Here is a 15,343-nt window from a genome sequence, read left to right as displayed (position 1 = left end):
AGGCTAATGTCATTAGCTTTCTAGCTATAGACGTTAGCTGAGGAGTGGATGGACATGACGGAGTTCCTGGAGCGCGACGGCGGCCGGCTCGCCTACGACGTTGTCGGCGAGGGGCCGCTGGTCGTCCTGGCCCACGGCATGGGCGACAACCGGGCCGCCTTCGGCGAGATGGCGGCCGCGCTCGCGGGTGCCGGCTACCGCGTCGCGTCGGTCGATCAGCGCGGGCACGGCGCGTCGAGCACCGGCTGGGCGTCCTACACCCGCACCGACTCGGCGGCCGACCTGCTCGCCGTCGTGCGGCACCTCGGGGGCCCGGCCGTCCTCGTCGGCCACTCCTTCGCCGGCGGCGCCGTCACCATCGCCGCGGCGCAGGAGCCCGACCTGGTCACCGCCATCGTCGGCATCAGCCCGTTCACGCGCGCGCAGAAGATCGATGTGCGGGGCCTCGTCACCGACGCCCGCTACCGCACCGGCATGTCCCTGCTCGTCGGCGCGGGGCTGTTCCGCAGCGTCGGGCTGTGGATGCGCTACCTCGACCACGCCTACCCCGGCACTCGGCCCGCCGGTGTCGCCGAGCACCTCGCCGCCGTCGAGGACGACCTGCGCCGGCCCGGCCGCATGAAGGTGCTCGCCGCGATGGGCACCTCCGCGCCCACCGACGCGGGCGCTCTGCTCGGCGACGTGCGTTGCCCCACCCTGATCATCGAGGGCTCGCTGGACCCCGACTGGACCGACGCGCGCGCCGAGGGCGAGGGCGTCGTGGCGGCCATGACACCGGGACTGGGCTGCGTCGAGGTGATCGACGGGGCGGGCCACTACCCGCACGTGCAGTTCCCGGCCGAGGTGGTGGCGGCCGTCCTGTCGTTCCTCGGGGCCGACGCCCGTGGCTAGGGCGACGCTGTCCGCGGACGCGGTCGTGCAGATCGCCCTGGACCTGGTCGACGACGAGGGCGCCGCCGCGCTCACGCTGGCGGCGGTGGCCGCCCGCGCGGGCGTCGCCACGCCGTCGCTCTACAAGCACGTCCGCAACCTGGCCGAGCTGCGCTCGCTGCTGTCGGTCCGGCTTGTCGATGAGCTGACCGAGCGCATCGGCGGCGTCGTGCAGGGCCGCTCCGGCGACGAAGCGGTTCGCGCCCTGATGACGGCGTGGCGCGGGTACGTGCGGGAGCACCCGCAGCGCTACGCGGCGGCCGACCAGGCGCCCTCGCCGATCGGGGCGCAGGCCGGCGAGAGGCTGGTCGACGTCCTGGTGGCGTCCCTGCGCGCCTACGACCTCGACCCGATCCACGCGGCCCGCTGCCTGCGCGCCGCCGTGCACGGGTTCGCGGTGCTGGAGATCGAGGGCGCGTTCCAGCGCCGTGAGGACCTGGAGGAGACCTACGAGCTGCTCGTCCACATGGTCACCGCCGGACTGCGGACGCCGTGACGCCCGGGACAACGGGGGCGGCGCCCGTTGTCCCGCGAGGACAGCCCCCCGTGCGGTCCCGACGGCTAGCGTCGGGGAGAGCGCGGGCGCACCGGGCGCCCCTGGCGGAGGGGATCACCGTGGCCGGTGCTGTGGGCTTCATCGAGACCAAGGGCCTGGTCGGGGCCATCGAGGCGGCCGACGCGATGGTGAAGGCGGCCAACGTGGAGATCGAGGGCTACCGGACCCTGCGCAACGGGCAGGTCTCGATCGTCGTGCGGGGCGACGTCGGCGCCGTCAACGCCGCGGTGGACGCCGGGAAGGCGGCCGCGCTGCGCGTCGGCGAGCTGTACGCCAGCCACATCATCGCCCGCCCGCACGGCGAGACCGAGGACGTGCTCGGCCAGGCGATCACCCCGACCTCCTGAGACCTCCCCCGGTGAGGCCTCAGCCGGTCTCGTCTGTGGCGGCCCGGTTGACCTGCAGCAGCCGCAGCGCGAAGTCGGCCCGCATGCGGTCCTCGTGGCGGCTCAGGTCCAGGCCGGTGAGCTGGCGGATCCGCTCGAGCCGGTAGCGCAGCGTCTTGTGGTGGATGAACAGCCGCTCCGCCGCCACGCGCTGCGAGCAGTCGGACTCGAAGAAGACCCGCAGCGTGCGGATGAGCGCGCCGTCGTTGTCGCGGTCGTAGGCGACCAGCGGCCCGGTGACCTCGTCGATGAAGGTCTGCAGGTCGGGATCGTCACCGGTGCCCAGCAGCAGCCGCACGATGCCGAGCTCCTCGTAGAGGAAAACGTTCTGCCCGCCCAGGCGGCGCGCCGCCGACAGCGCGGTGCGGGCCTCGTTCAGCGCGCTGGGCAGCTCGATGGCGTCGTGGTGCTCCCGGCTCACGCCCCACGTGAGCCGCAGGCCGGGCTGGTGGCGGTGCACCGCCGACGAGAACGCCGTGACGAGGTCCTTGACCGCCGTGCGGTCGATGTCGGCGGCGACCGCGACGAGCAGGTCGCCGCGCAGGCTCGCCAGCGCCAGGCCGCGGCCGTCGTCGAGGGCGCGGACGGTGCGCAGGACGTCGCGCCGGACCCGGTCGGTCTGCGAGGTGTCCCAGCCCTCCTGCGCGGCGAGGTCCTCGACGTTGTCGATCTGGCCGTGCACCACGCGCAGCGCCCCGGTGAGGGTGACGCCGAGCTGCTGCGCCCGGGTGCGGGCGGCGACGCGGTGCTCGACCGGCCCCTGCAGGAGGTCCCAGAGGACCTGCTCGATCGCCTCGGACCGGGCCCGGCTCGCCGCCCGCTGGCGCAGCAGCGCCAGGGAGCAGGCCATGGCCACCTGCCCGGCGACCGCCTCCATCATCTCGGCCGACCGCCGTCCCTGGACGAGCAGGACGCGGCCGACCTGGTCGCCGTCGGCGAAAACGGGCCGGATCCACTGCTCGCGCTCGCCCGTCCGGCCCGCCGACGACGCGAGCCGCTCGGGCAGCGAGCCCACGACCTGGTAGCCCGTGTGCGAGGCGATCATCGTGCCGTCCGGCCCGTAGACGCCGACCTCGCAGTCGAACTCGGTGGCGACGGTGCGGGCGATCGCGGGCAGCCCTCCGCCCTCGATGACGGTGGACAGCAGGGTCTGCTGCAGGCGCGACGAGTGGTCGAGCACGGCCACCTGGTGCTGCAGGGCGTCGCGGGCGCGCTCGGTCTCGGCGGTGGACGCGGCCTGCTCGTCGTGCAGGCGGGCGTTGTCGATCGCGATGGTGGCGAAGTCGGCGAGCGTGACCATCCGGCGGGTGTCGTGCTCGGTGAAGATCGACCGGCGGCGCCGCCACACCTCGAGGACGCCGATGAACTCGCCCTGCAGGCGCAGCGGGACGGCCAGCGCGGAGCGGGTCTCCTCGCGCTCGGCCAGGGACATGAAGTCGTCGCTGATGGTCTCGTCGTCGAGGTAGGAGTCGACCTTGGCCGGCTCGCCGGTGAGGAACACGAGGCCGGCCACGCCCTGGCCCCGGCGCATCTGCAGCCGCGCGGTCTCCGCGACGCGGTTGCCCACGCACGACCGCATCCGCACGACGTCGCCCTCGCGCAGCATCACGCCGCAGATGTCGGCGTCGAGCAGCCCCAGCGTGCGCTCGGCGATCGAGAGCAGCAGCCGGTCGACGTCGCGCACCGACAGGAGCTGGCGCACGACGTCGCGGACGACCCCGGCCTCGGCGCCGGCCGCCTCGATCTCGGCCGCGGTCGTCTGCCGGCCCAGCAGCAGCGACAGCCACGCGCAGGCCTGCCGCAGCAGGCTCTTCCACTCCGGGTCCCACCGGACGGCCGGGTCCCAGCAGATCGCGACCGACCCGTCGTCGACGGCGAGCACGCCCAGGCGGTCGCGGCAGCTGCCGGCCGTCGGACCGGTCTGGGGCAGGCCGGCGACCCCGGTGCCGGACCCGGCCAGCGCGGTCCACCGCTCGCCCGTCCACGCCGCGACGGTGACGGGCGTGCCGGTGAGCAGCGACGCCCGGCCGGCGAGCTGCCCGGCGGCCTCGGCGACGTCGGAGGGCAGGGTCTGCAGCAGGGACGCGATGCTCTCGCGCTCGGCGCTCAGATCCAGCACGGGCCGGTGCTCGGTCGCAGTCATCTACCCCACCTCCGCCGGGCTCAGAGCGCGATCAGCGACTTGAGCGTACGTCGCTCGGCCATCCGCCGGTACGCATCCGGGGCGTCGTCGAGCGCGACCGTCTCGGAGGCGACGACGGTCGGGTCGACGGCGCCGGAGCGCACGAGGGCAAGCAGTGCGTCGCCGTCGCGCATGACGTCGCCGATGGCGAACCGCAGCGTCAGCTCGTCGGCGAACGCTCGCGCGACCGGCAGCGCCCAGGTCGGGTCGGCGTGCACCCCCACCGAGACGACGGTGCCGCGCCGCCGGACCAGCCCGAACGCGGCGTCGAGCCCGCGCGGGCCGCCGATCGCGTCGATCACCGCGTCGGCGCCGCGGCCGTCGGTCACCTGCTCGACCAGCGCGCGTGCCCCGTCGGGGTCGGTGCCCAGCGCGCCCTCGCGCGCGGCGAGCGCCCGTCGGCCGTCGACCGGTTCGACGACCACCACGACCCCGGCGCCGCAGGCCTGCGCAGCCAGGCTCGTGAGCTGGCCGACCGGGCCGCCGCCCAGCACGGCGACGGTGTCGCCGGGGCGCAGGCCGCAGCGCCGCACGGCGGCGTAGCCGGTGGCGAGGGTATCGCCGAGGAACACCGCGGCGTCCAGGTCGACGTCGGCGGGCACCGGACGCAGGACCGTGTCGGCGAACGGGACGCGCACCAGCTCCGCCTGGGCGCCGGCCAGGGCCGGGCCGAACGCGGCACCGGTGCCGAAGAACCGCCGTTGCGCGCACTCCCAGTGGTCGCCCCGCCGGCACCACCAGCAGGTGCCGCAGGCGGTGAAGTCGGCACCCGCCACGCGGTCACCGACCCGGTGGCCCACCACCGCCGGCCCGACCTCGACGACCTCACCCGCGAACTCGTGCCCGAGCACCGTGCCCCGCGGCACGTGCTCCGCGTGGGTGACGGTGTGCAGGTCGGTGCCGCAGACCGCGGCCCGCCGGACCCGGACGACGGCGTCGGTGGGGTCGGCCACCGCCGCGTCGGTCACCGACTCGACGCTGACCCGCCCGTCGCCGGCGAAGACGACGGCCCTCACCGCGCTGCCGCTCTCACGCCGCGTCCCCGGCCGGCCGGCCGACGCGCTCGCGGATCCGCTCGGCGGCCTCGTGCAGCGCCGAGAGCTCGTCGGGGAGCAGGTCCAGCTCGACGATCTCCCGGACGCCGCCGCGGCCCAGCCGCGCGGGCAGTCCGACGTAGACGTCGCGGATGCCGTAGGTGCCGTCGGCCAGCACCGCGGCGGGCATCACCTCGCCGCTGTCGGCCGCCATCGCCAGCACCATCCGCGCCGCCGACGTGCCGGGCGCCAGGAACGCGCTGCCCGACCTCAACAGCCCCACGACCTCCGCCCCCGATCCGCGGGCGCGGTCGACGACGGCGTCGACACCGGGGCCCAGCGGGCGGCCGTCGGCGCTGGCCCGGGACAGCGGGATGACCATCTCCTCGCCGTGGCTGCCCAGCGCCCACGCCTCGACCCGGTCGGCGCGGACGCTGCCGTCGAGCGCCGCCAGGGCCTGGAAGCGGGCGGTGTCCAGGACGCCGGCCATCCCCAGCACGCGCTCCGGGGGGAAGCCCGACGCCCGCCAGGCGTGCTGGGTCATCTCGTCGAGCGGGTTGGTGACCACGACGACCACCGCGTGCGGCGAGGTGACCGCTACACGCGCGGCGACGTCACCCACGATCGCCGCGTTCGTGCTGGTCAGGTCCGAGCGGCTCATCCCCGGCTGCCGGGCCTTCCCGGCGGTGATGACGACGTAGTCGGCCGGCCCGGCCGCCTCGACCGTGCCCGCGCCGCGTACGCGGGTGGCGAACCCGCACAGCGCGGCGGTGTGGGTGAGGTCCAGCGCGACGCCCGCGGCCCGGCCCTCGTCGATGTCGACCAGGACCACCTCGGCGAACACGTCGGCCTCGGCCAGGCGCATCCCGGTGATCGTCCCGACGTTGCCCGCCCCGACCACGACGACCCGTCCGGTCGTTCCCCGGGCGGGGCCGGCCCCGCCCGGGCGGACCGCGGGCGGCAGCGGCGCACCGCGCCGGAACAGCGCGCCCGACGGTGGGCGCACCGGGGGCGGGGCCGCCTCCACGCGGACCCGCGCGGCCGCGGGGGCGGGCCGGGCGACAGGGGACGCCGGTACCGGGGACGACGGGTACGGCGTGGCGCGGTCCCCCGCCACCGCGGCGGCGGCGCCCGGGGTGGCGACCACGATCTCGACCCCCGCCTCACGGGCCCGCTCCCGCGCCAGCGGGGTGACGATGTCGCGGGCGCCGACCTGCAGGACGCCGCGTGCCGCGGCCGCGTCGACGTCGGCGGCCCCCACGACCGTCATCTCGCCGCCTCGCGCCCGTGCATCCCCTCCAGCGCGGCGACGGCGGCGTCGCGGGCGGTCTGCACCTCGCTCTCGGTGCCGGAGAGGAACATCCGCCCGAACCGGCCGACGGCGCGGAGCTCGATCACGGTGATGTTCGCGGCCTTCTCGGCCTCGTTGGCGGCGACGGCGATGTAGGCGGCCGGGGCCACCTCCATGACGAACAGGCTCTGGCCCGGCATCATCATCGAGCCCTTGCGCCACTTGTTGAGCAGCTGCGCCTGGTAGGCGTGCACGTTCGTGATGAACTGCGTCGACGCGATCACCGGCTTGAGGCGGTCGGCCTCGGTCAGCCCCATCTCGTCGAGCACGGCCTGGCCGGAGGCCAGCACCTCGGCCTGCTGCTCGGAGTGGATCTCCAGCAGGCCGAACTCGCGCTCGATGATCTGCAGCGCCGGCCGCACGCCGGCGGCCTTGAGCGCGATGTCGGCCGCGCGGAACACCTCGTTGCCGGGGGCCATCTCGATGTAGAGCTCCGCCATCCCGGCGAGCGGGACGTCGCCGGGGCTGGTGGCGGCGATGTGCGCCGCGCACTGCGGCTGCATGCGGTCGACGAAGGCGTAGGTGCGCAGTGTCGGGGTGGCCCGGGGCGCGCTCACGCCGCCGACCTCGCGATGCCGATCGGGGTGATGAGCAGGGCGTGGGGATAGGTCACGACGGTGCGCTCCAGGTACTCGGCCAGCACGTCTCCCGCGCCGGTGATCATCAGTGCGCCGCCGGCGAGGTGCAGCGGCAGCTCCTCGGCGTCGCGGGTCATGGCGCGCACGGACTCGGCGATCCGCTGCAGCCCGGGGACGAGGACGGGGAGGGAGTCCCGCTGGTGCTCGCGCTTGTGCACCTCGGCGTCCTCGACGGACAGGCCCAGTGCTCCGGCCAGCACGAGGTCGAGGTGGTGCCCGCCGCCCGCACGGTCGTCGAGGGCGTCGAGCCGGCCGCCGCGGAACACGCCGACCCCGGTCGAGCCGCCGCCGACGTCGACGACCACGCCGTCGACGACCTCGAGCGTCCGCTGTGCCGCGGTGACCTCGTCGACCAGCACGACGTCGGTGAACCCCGCCGACTCGCAGACGTAGGTGCAGGCCCGGGCGTCCTTCACGGGGATGCACGGCGGGTACGCCGTGGCCGCCGACGCCAGCGTGACGCCGAGCGCCTCCTCGGCGCGGGTCCGCAGCAGCCGCACGGTGGCGGTGGCCCGCGCGAAGTCGACGACCACGCCGTCGCGCAGCGCACCCGAGGGGTGGCTGTCGACCCACACGGGCCGGCCGTCGCCGTCGAGCACCACCAGCACGCAGCTGGCCGTGCCCAGATCGACGCCCACCCGCAGCGGTCCGGCCGGCGGCCCGTCCGGGGCCGCGCCGACGAGCCCGGCGGCGCTCTCCAGCAGGCGCCGCGGGTCTCCCCCGTCGCTCACAGCTCGACCGGGTCGTACACGGTCCGCCAGGGGCGCACCTCGTGGGCGATCCGCTTGATGTTGATCAGGTGCAGCGGTGTGACGTTGTCCGAGCAGATCGAGCCGCTCCACGTGCCGGTGCCGAGCTGGAAGGACGGGTCGACGTCGGTCGAGTAACCCATGCCGCCGAACAGCGCCGGAGTGTTGATCACGATGCGGCCGGCGGGCAGCGCCCCGAACGGGGCGATCTCCTCGGGGTCGGCGGCGTGGACCGCGCAGGTGTGGCCCTCGCCGTCGAGCGCGAGGATCTCCCGGCACCGCGTCCAGCCCGCGACGGCGTCCCGGACCCGGTAGACCGAGAGCACCGGCCCGAGGATCTCGCGCGACAGCGGGGTGTCGACACCGACCGAGTCGAGCTCCGCGGCCAGGACCCGGGTGGTCGTGGGCACCGCGAACCCGGCGAGCTCGGCCAGCCGGACGGCGGTCTGGCCGACCGACGCGGGCCGCAGCGCCCCGCGCTCGTCGAACAGGACCCGCACCAGGCGCTCCTGCTGGGCCGCGTTGAGCCAGTACGCCCCGCGCTCCTCGAAGGCGGCCAGGAACGCCGGGGCCACCGCGTCGGCGACGACGACCGACTGCTCGGCGACGCAGGCCGTGCCGTTGTCGAACGACTTGGAGGTGATGATCATCTCGGCGGCCTCGGCCGCGTCCGGGACGCTGACCCCGACGTAGGCCGGGACGTTGCCCGCACCGACGGCGATGGTCGGTTTGCCGCTGGAGTAGGCGGCCCGCACCATGCCCGGCCCGCCGGTGGCCATCACCAGCGCGATCTCCGGCCGGCGCATGAGCTCCTGCGTCGCGGGCAGCGTCGGGTTCTCGATGCACGAGACCAGCCCCTCGGGGGCGCCCGCGGCGACCGCGGCCTCGGCCATGACCTCCGCGGTCCGCAGCGTGCACCGCGCGGCGCGCGGGTGCGGGGCGTGCACGATCGCGTTGCCCGACTTCACCGCCGCGAGGCTCTTGAACAGCGTGGTCGACGTCGGGTTGGTGACCGGGATGATCCCCGCGATCACCCCCATCGGCGTGCCGACGGCCGTCACGCGGGCCTGCTCGTCGACCCACAGCACACCGACGGCGCGGCGCTCGAGCATCCACTTCGCGACGAAGCCGGTGTTGAAGCGGTTCTTGTGGACCTTGTGCTCGTAGACGCCGTACCCGGTCTCGTCGACGGCGAGGCGGGCGAGCTCCTCGGCGGCCTTCGTACCGGCCACCGCCATCGCGCGCACGATGCGGTCGAGGGTCGCCTGGTCGGCGCCCTCCAGCTCGTCGAACGCCCGGCGGGCCGCGCGGGCCTTGGCCCGGACGTCGGCCAGGCCGGCCAGGTCGGCATCCAGGGATGCGGTCATCTCCACACCTCAGCGACTCGGTCGGACGGGACGGGGACCGGTCGTCACGCCTTCGGGCGGGTCAGGATCGCGAGGATGCCCTCGGTCTCGTCGTGCGGGCGCGGGATCACGTGCACGGAGACGACCTCGCCCGCCTTGGCGGCGGCGACGGCGCCCGCGTCGGTCGCGGCCTTCACCGCGCCGACGTCGCCGCGCACCATCACCGTGACGAGGCCGCCGCCGATCTCGCGGTGCCCGACGATCTGGACGTTGGCCGCCTTCACCATCGCGTCGGCCGCCTCGATCGCGCCCACCAGGCCCTTCGTCTCGATCAGGCCGAGCGCCCCGCGCATCGCGGGAGCTCCGGTGCCACCGGTCGGTGTCGCCATGACGTCCTCCATGTGTGTCGGTTGCTCAGGTGTTGCGGTAGGTGACGGTCCCGGCCCGGACCACCGTGTCGGCGATCGCCACCACGGCCCGGTCGGTCGGGGCGTCGGCGCCGGCGGCGACCCGCGCCGCGCCGCCCGAGGCGACGAGGACGACCTCGCCCACGCCGGCCCCGACGAGGTCGACGGCGACGTAGTCGGCGCCGGTGGTCCGCTCCGGGTCGGCGCCGGTGACGTCGGCCAGCAGGAGGAGGGTGAAGCGGTCGAGTCCCGGCTGCTTCACCGTCGAGACGACCTGCCCCAGCACCGTGGCCAGCTGCATGGCGCGGTCACCTCCGTCGGTGGCGGCGTCGGGGGGACCGCGTCGCCGGTGGCCGGACAGTAGGTCGGGCGATCGGCGCCTGGCCCTATCCCGGCGGGACAAGGTCGCGCGGACCCGTTGTCCCCGGCCGCACTGGATCGGCCCCACCCGACCGGCCAGTCTGGTCCGGACGGCGGGCGCACCGGGCGCGCCCGCCCCCGACGTGAGGAGGGTTCACCGGTGATCCGTCCCGAGGACGCGCAGTTCCACCCCCCGACCAGCGACGACCCCCTGTGGGCCGAGACCAACTACTTCGGTCTGTACGCGGGTCAGGACACCGCCACGCCGATGAACATCGGGGTGTACGGCCTGTTCCGCGAGCCGCTCGGCGTCGTCGGGTCGACGGTGTCGGTGAACAGCCGCCGCGTGACGATGCCGTGGGCGGCCGACTACTGGGACTCCTGGGAGCACCTGGCGGTGCCCCGGCCGTCGAACCTGCTCGACTACCGGCTGGCGAACGGGCTCGCGGTGGTCTGCAGCGAGCCCAACCGCGTCTGGGACGTCGACTACTCCGACCCCGCCGCGGGGCTGGAACTGCACTTCCGCTTCACCGGCCTGTCGGTGCCCTACGACATCAACGACCCGCAGCAGGACCCGATGGCCGCCGACAAGGACATGGACCTCACGTGGGGCCACGCCTACGCCGGCCACTTCGACCTCACGGGGCGGGTCGAGGGCGAGATCAGCCTGCGCGGTACCACCACGCCGATCGACTGCGTCTCCACCATGGACCACAGCTGGGGCGTCCGGGCCGAGCGCCAGACCTCGCGGCTGAGCTGGCTGCACGCGCACTTCTCGGAGGACTTCGCCGTGCACGCGCTGTTCGACTTCACGACCGACGCCGGACCGGACGCGCCGTCGACGCTGACGATGACCCACGGGTACGTGCTCGACCACGGCGAGCTGCACGGGCTCAAGGCCGGCGGTGGCACCACCTCGCGCACCGGCTTCTACCCCGAGGCGATCCAGCTCTCGCTGACCGACTCCTCGGACCGGACGTGGGAGCTCGAGGGCACCGCGCTCACCACCTTCCCGTGGCAGGCGTGGCCGGGCACCGTCGGGCACAACGCGCTGCACCGCTGGACGTGCGGCGACCTCACCGGCTACGGCGAGTGCATGGACTTCATCGGGCTCGGTGAGCTGGGCGCGGCCTACCACCGGGTCCACGGCACCGGGTGACGCGGTGAGCCCCCCGCTCCCGCCGGTCCGCGCGGTGATCTTCGACCTGGACGGCACCCTGGTCCAGACCCGCATCGCCTCGTGGGAGATCTTCGAGCAGATCAGCAGGCGGTTCGAGCTGGGCGTCGACCGGCCGGAGCAGTACTTCGACCTCTTCCGCGGCAACGTCTTCGAGTCGATCCGCGCGCTGTGCCGCGACGACGCGCACGCCGCGCGGGCCAAGGACGCGTTCCTCACACTGCTGCGCGAGGAGTACACGCCACCGCTGGTGCCGGGGGTGACCGACGTCGTGCGGCGGCTGGCGGGCGACTGCACGCTCGCGGTGATGTCGTCCAACGCGATGCAGGTGCTGCGCCGCGTGCTGGTGGGCAACGACCTCGCGTTCTGCTTCGCCCACGTCTTCGGCGGCGACGTGGCGCCGGACAAGCGGGCCGCCATCGGGGCGTTCCTGGCCGACTCGGGGAGCGGCTTCGGCCGCCGCTGCGCGGCCGACTACGACGAGGGCGGGCGGCGGCCCGCCCCCGACCCGTCCAGCACGGTGCTGGTCACCGACACCGCGGGGGACGTCCGCGACGCGCTGGCCGCGGGCATCCGCGTCGTCGGCGTCGCCTGGGGCATGCACTCGGTGGAGGAGCTGACGGCGGCGGGCGCCGAGTTCGTCGCCCTGTGGCCGCAGGAGATCGCCGCGCACCTGCTGGGTGACGCCGCGGCCCGGCCGCCGCAGGGGGCGTGCGCCGTGCCCGCCCCGGTCACGGCACCCGCCCCGGTGTCCGGCGACGACGGCACCGCGGCCGAGCAGGTCCGCGTCGCGGCCGCGGTGCGCCGGGCCCGGCGCACCGGCGCACCCGCGCCGGCCGCTCGCCCGGCGCTGCCGGCCCTGCCGCTGCATCCCCCGCCGGTGGCCGGCGGACCGTCGGCGTCCGGGGAGCTGCTCGACGCCGTGCGCCGGGTGTGCCGCCGTGGCTGAACCGCACCACACCGTCGAGGGCGCGTTCAACTTCCGCGACCTCGGCGGCCTGCGCACCCCCACCGGCGCGGTGGTCCGGCCGGGCGTCCTGTTCCGCAGCGACACCCTGCAGGCGCTGAGCCCCGCCGATGTGGCCTACCTCGTCGACGAGCTGGCCCTGGAGCTGGTCGTCGACCTGCGGATCGGCCCCGAGGCCGTGACGGAGGGCCGGGGCCCGCTGGCGGCGGCACCCGTCAGCTACCTCAACGCCCCGCTGCGCGACCTGCCCGTGTCCGACCTGCCCCCGGCCGAGCAGGGCCTGCACTTCTCCCTGGAGCACCTCGCGTCGCCGACCTCGCCGCTGGCCACCGTGGTCCGGGTCGTCAGCGCGCTGGCCGGGCGCCCGGTCCTCGTGCACTGCGCCGCGGGGAAGGACCGCACCGGTCTCGTCACCGCGATCCTGCTGCGGCTGCTCGGCGTCGACGACGAGGAGATCGTCGCCGACTACCTGCGCACGGAGCAGAACATGCCGCGCGTGATCGAGCGGTTCCGCGGCTGGGCGCGCTACCGCGACCACATGGCGGCGGTGCCCGCCGAGGTCTACCAGGCCCAGGTGCACACGATCCGCGGCTTCCTCGACGGCCTCGACCGCCTGCACGGCGGCGCGGAGGCCTGGTCGCGCTCGCGCGGCATCGACGAAGGCGTCCTGCAGCGCCTGCGCGCGGGCCTGCTGGTCCGACCGTTCTGACCGTCCCTGAAAGCCTGATCGTCCCTGAAAGCCACCGGACGCCCCGGCAGAGAGCCGGGGCGTCCGTCGATCACACCCCGAGGGCCGCCCGGCCCAGCGCGAGGACGAGCGGGCGGGTCTCCGCGGCGTCGACCGCGAAACGGCGGAACCCCATCGCGTGCAGCTGCGCGGCGGCCTCCTGGGAGACCTCGCCGGACAGGCGCAGCCCGACCCGGCACCGCGGCACCGACGAGGCCGCACCCGCGACGCCCGCGAGCAGCACCTCCACCGACGGGTCGATCGTGGTGCGCGGGTCGCACGACAGCATCCCCTGCGCCAGGTACCCGTCGAGCGGTTCGGCCGTGAGCAGCTGGCGCGCGGGCAGCCCGAACACCGCCGCCTGCACCGCCCGCACCTCGAGCCACAGGACGTCACCGGCCTCGGCCACGGCGCCAGCGGCGAGCGCCCCGCGCGGGCTGGTCAGGTAGGCGCCCACGCCGATCCCCGTGCCCTGACCGAGGACGCGCAGCGCCCGGGCCTCGGCGGGATCGGACACGTGGCGCACCGCCAGGTGCACCGCCGCCCGTCCGCCGGAGTCCTCCACCGCGCGGGCCAGCCCGGCCAGCTGCGCCTCGATCAGCGCCGGGCGGCCCAGCGGCACGGACAGCTCCGGGTGCCGGGTCGTCACGGCGGTCTGCTGCAGCAGCTCGCGGGCCTCGTCGGCGACCAGGTCGATCGCCCGCACACCCACCTCGCCGTCGCCCGCCGCACGCAGGAGAGGGGTGAACTCCTGCGCGACGAGGTCGGCGATGCGGTCGACACCGCCGGTCGCGCCGTCCCCGAGCAGGCTCTGCACCAGGCCGTCGAGGTGGCCGGTGGCCGCGAGCACGTCGTCGACGGCGGTGACGAGGCCGGACGCCCCCGCCTGCACCGCCGCGGCGACGTCCGCCGGCAGGGTCACGCGGCTCAGGACCTCGCAGCCGCTCGCCCCGGCCGCCAGGCCCAGCAGCGCACCTAGCGCGGCCGTCGCCGCGACCGGGGTCGAGGTCGTGAAGCCACCGGCGAACAGCTCGCCCGAGGCCCCGTCGAGGGAGACCTCGTCGCCCTCGCGCAGCGTGCGTCCACCCACGGTGACCGTGCGGGCGGACTCGTCCACCCGCATCTCCGACGCCCCGACCACGCAGGTGGTGCCCAGCGCGCGGGCGACCACCGCGGCGTGGCTGGTCGAGCCGCCGGTGGCGGTCACGATGCCCTGCGCCGCGATCATCCCGTGCAGGTCGGCCGGGCTGGTGACCGGTCGCGCGAGGACCACCCGCCGCCCGGCGTCCGCCGCCTGCTTCGCCCGGTCCGAGTCGAGGACGAGCTCGCCGCTGACCTGCCCGGGGCAGGCCCCGATGCCGGTGGTGAGCAACCGCTCCCCCTCCCGCGCGCGCTCGACCTCGGCGTCGTCGAAGCCCGGGCGCTGCACCTGGCGGATCTGCGCCGGCGTGACGTGCCCCAGCGCCTGCGCGAGGGGCAGGCCCTCGGACGCGAGATCGGCCGCGATCCGCACCGCGGCCTCCGCGGTGCGCTTGGCGCTGCGGACCTGCAGGAAGTAGAGCACCGAGCGCTCGACGGTGAACTCGACGTCGAGGACGTCGCCGTGCGTGCGTTCGAGGTCCAGGCAGGTGCCACGCAGCTCCTCGAGCACGGCCGGAGCCAGCGCCTCGGTGACCGGGTCGGGCGTGCGGGTCCCGGCGACGACGTCCTCGCCCTGGCTGTGCGCGAGGTACTCGCCGAACAGGCCCGGCTCCCCCGTCACCGGGTTGCGGGTGAACACCACGCCGGACCCGGAGTCGGCCGACAGGTTGCCGAACACCATCGCCTGCACCACGACCGCGGTGCCGAGGTCGTGCGGGATGCCGTGGTGGTCGCGGTAGGTGCGGGCCCGCCGGGTGTTCCACGAGCGGAAGACGGCCTCGATCGCCCCCATCAACTGGGCGCGGGGGTCGTCGGGGACGGAGTCGCCCGTGTCGTCGGCGAGCTCGCGCTCGCACGCGGACCAGATCCGGTCGTAGGCCGCCCCCGCGTCCCCGGCCGGGTCGACGGCCTCGACCAGCCCGGCGACTCCGGCGCCGGGGTCGAGGGCGCCGAGCACTGTCTCGGCGTACATCGCGTGGAAGCGGGCCACCAGGTCGGCGACGAACCGGGCGTCGCCCGTGGCCCCGGCCAGGGCCACCGCCGCCGCCCGGTCCAGACCGAGGTTGAGGACCGTGTCCATCATCCCGGGCATCGAGACCGGTGCGCCCGAGCGCACCGACAGCAGCAGCGGTACCGGCCCGCCCCCGAACGCCTTGCCGGTGGCCGCCTCGAGCTCGCCGAGCCGGACGAGCACCTCGTCGGCCAGGCCGGCCGGGACCGACCCTTCTGCCAGGTAGCTGCGGCAGGCGTCGGTGCCGATGACGTAGCCGGGCGGCACCCGGAGCCCCTGCTGGGTCATCCGGGCGAGGCCCGCGCCCTTGCCACCGAGCCGGTCGACGTCGGCGGGATCGGCGTCGGTGAAGGTCGAGGTGGAACCGGACGTCGCCACGGT

At 75.2% G+C, this 15,343-nt stretch carries 15 protein-coding genes; 6 read left to right on the top strand and 9 right to left on the bottom strand.

All coding sequences use genetic code 11. From position 1 onward, the window contains the following. Positions 1 to 54 precede the first annotated feature (54 nt). From I4I82_RS29870 to I4I82_RS29860, 3 genes are all read left to right on the top strand, one after another. Entirely contained in the window at positions 55 to 891 is an 837-nt protein-coding gene (locus I4I82_RS29870) for an alpha/beta fold hydrolase (RefSeq protein ID WP_218593587.1), read from the top strand. 25 nt (positions 892 to 916) lie between these two features. Beyond that, the gene (locus I4I82_RS29865) at positions 917 to 1,426 is read left to right on the top strand and encodes a TetR-like C-terminal domain-containing protein (RefSeq protein ID WP_226370323.1); all 510 of its coding nucleotides are present in this window, start codon (positions 917 to 919) and stop codon (positions 1,424 to 1,426) included. Positions 1,427 to 1,545: 119 nt separating this feature from the next. Then, positions 1,546 to 1,833 carry a BMC domain-containing protein gene (locus I4I82_RS29860; protein ID WP_218593585.1) on the top strand — a complete coding sequence of 96 codons (288 nt, stop codon included), beginning with the start codon at positions 1,546 to 1,548 and terminating at the stop codon, positions 1,831 to 1,833. Between the two features lie 19 nt (positions 1,834 to 1,852). Here the strand turns inward: I4I82_RS29860 and I4I82_RS29855 are convergent, their stop codons facing one another. The 8 genes from I4I82_RS29855 to I4I82_RS29820 all read right to left on the bottom strand — a co-directional run bounded on the left by I4I82_RS29855 (position 1,853) and on the right by I4I82_RS29820 (position 9,880). Next, the gene (locus I4I82_RS29855) at positions 1,853 to 4,015 is read right to left on the bottom strand and encodes a helix-turn-helix domain-containing protein (protein ID WP_218593584.1); all 2,163 of its coding nucleotides are present in this window, start codon (positions 4,013 to 4,015) and stop codon (positions 1,853 to 1,855) included. A 20-nt stretch (positions 4,016 to 4,035) separates the two neighbouring features. After that, on the bottom strand, positions 4,036 to 5,070 hold the full coding sequence (locus I4I82_RS29850; protein WP_218593583.1) for an alcohol dehydrogenase catalytic domain-containing protein: 1,035 nt from the start codon (positions 5,068 to 5,070) through the stop codon (positions 4,036 to 4,038). A gap of 13 nt (positions 5,071 to 5,083) precedes the next feature. Then, positions 5,084 to 6,358: a malate dehydrogenase gene (locus I4I82_RS29845; RefSeq protein WP_218596273.1), complete on the bottom strand. Its 1,275-nt coding sequence runs from the start codon at positions 6,356 to 6,358 to the stop codon at positions 5,084 to 5,086. Beyond that, entirely contained in the window at positions 6,355 to 6,996 is a 642-nt protein-coding gene (locus I4I82_RS29840; RefSeq protein WP_226370322.1) for a BMC domain-containing protein, read from the bottom strand. Before I4I82_RS29840 ends, I4I82_RS29845 begins: the two co-directional genes overlap by 4 nt. After that, positions 6,993 to 7,808, bottom strand: a complete 816-nt coding sequence (eutJ, locus tag I4I82_RS29835) for an ethanolamine utilization protein EutJ (RefSeq protein ID WP_226370321.1) — start codon at positions 7,806 to 7,808, stop codon at positions 6,993 to 6,995. Before eutJ ends, I4I82_RS29840 begins: the two co-directional genes overlap by 4 nt. Further along, on the bottom strand, positions 7,805 to 9,193 hold the full coding sequence (locus tag I4I82_RS29830) for an aldehyde dehydrogenase family protein (RefSeq protein WP_218591581.1): 1,389 nt from the start codon (positions 9,191 to 9,193) through the stop codon (positions 7,805 to 7,807). Before I4I82_RS29830 ends, eutJ begins: the two co-directional genes overlap by 4 nt. Before the next feature lie 44 nt (positions 9,194 to 9,237). Next, on the bottom strand, positions 9,238 to 9,525 hold the full coding sequence (locus I4I82_RS29825) for a BMC domain-containing protein (protein ID WP_218591582.1): 288 nt from the start codon (positions 9,523 to 9,525) through the stop codon (positions 9,238 to 9,240). 61 nt (positions 9,526 to 9,586) lie between these two features. Then, positions 9,587 to 9,880 (bottom strand): EutN/CcmL family microcompartment protein, encoded by a 294-nt coding sequence (locus tag I4I82_RS29820; protein WP_218591580.1) that lies wholly within the window; start codon positions 9,878 to 9,880, stop codon positions 9,587 to 9,589. A gap of 219 nt (positions 9,881 to 10,099) precedes the next feature. Between I4I82_RS29820 and I4I82_RS29815 the strand changes: the two genes are divergently transcribed. From I4I82_RS29815 to I4I82_RS29805, 3 genes are read left to right on the top strand one after another with little or no spacing between them, the layout of a single operon-like run. Further along, positions 10,100 to 11,098 (top strand): DUF7064 domain-containing protein, encoded by a 999-nt coding sequence (locus tag I4I82_RS29815; RefSeq protein ID WP_218591579.1) that lies wholly within the window; start codon positions 10,100 to 10,102, stop codon positions 11,096 to 11,098. 4 nt (positions 11,099 to 11,102) lie between these two features. Then, positions 11,103 to 12,065, top strand: coding sequence for an HAD family hydrolase (locus I4I82_RS29810; protein WP_218591578.1), 963 nt, complete (start codon positions 11,103 to 11,105; stop codon positions 12,063 to 12,065). After that, on the top strand, positions 12,058 to 12,792 hold the full coding sequence (locus I4I82_RS29805; protein WP_218591577.1) for a tyrosine-protein phosphatase: 735 nt from the start codon (positions 12,058 to 12,060) through the stop codon (positions 12,790 to 12,792). The genes I4I82_RS29810 and I4I82_RS29805 overlap by 8 nt, the downstream gene beginning before the upstream one ends. A 70-nt stretch (positions 12,793 to 12,862) precedes the next feature. Here the strand turns inward: I4I82_RS29805 and I4I82_RS29800 are convergent, their stop codons facing one another. Then, on the bottom strand, positions 12,863 to 15,340 hold the full coding sequence (locus I4I82_RS29800; protein WP_218591576.1) for a pyruvate, phosphate dikinase: 2,478 nt from the start codon (positions 15,338 to 15,340) through the stop codon (positions 12,863 to 12,865). Between the last annotated feature and the right edge of the window lie 3 nt (positions 15,341 to 15,343).

Source organism: Pseudonocardia oceani (assembly GCF_019263585.2).
Taxonomy (GTDB): domain Bacteria; phylum Actinomycetota; class Actinomycetes; order Mycobacteriales; family Pseudonocardiaceae; genus Pseudonocardia; species Pseudonocardia oceani.
This window is presented reverse-complemented; position numbering and strand designations above follow the sequence as displayed.

Bases quoted from the DNA above. Each gene is read 5' to 3' on its own strand.
- I4I82_RS29870 (WP_218593587.1), top strand. From the start codon at position 55: ATGACGGAGTTCCTGGAGCGCGACGGCGGCCGGCTCGCCTACGACGTT.
- I4I82_RS29855 (WP_218593584.1), bottom strand. From the start codon at position 4,015: ATGACTGCGACCGAGCACCGGCCCGTGCTGGATCTGAGCGCCGAGCGC.
- I4I82_RS29845 (WP_218596273.1), bottom strand. From the start codon at position 6,358: ATGACGGTCGTGGGGGCCGCCGACGTCGACGCGGCCGCGGCACGCGGC.
- I4I82_RS29830 (WP_218591581.1), bottom strand. From the start codon at position 9,193: ATGACCGCATCCCTGGATGCCGACCTGGCCGGCCTGGCCGACGTCCGG.
- I4I82_RS29825 (WP_218591582.1), bottom strand. From the start codon at position 9,525: ATGCGCGGGGCGCTCGGCCTGATCGAGACGAAGGGCCTGGTGGGCGCG.
- I4I82_RS29820 (WP_218591580.1), bottom strand. From the start codon at position 9,880: ATGCAGCTGGCCACGGTGCTGGGGCAGGTCGTCTCGACGGTGAAGCAG.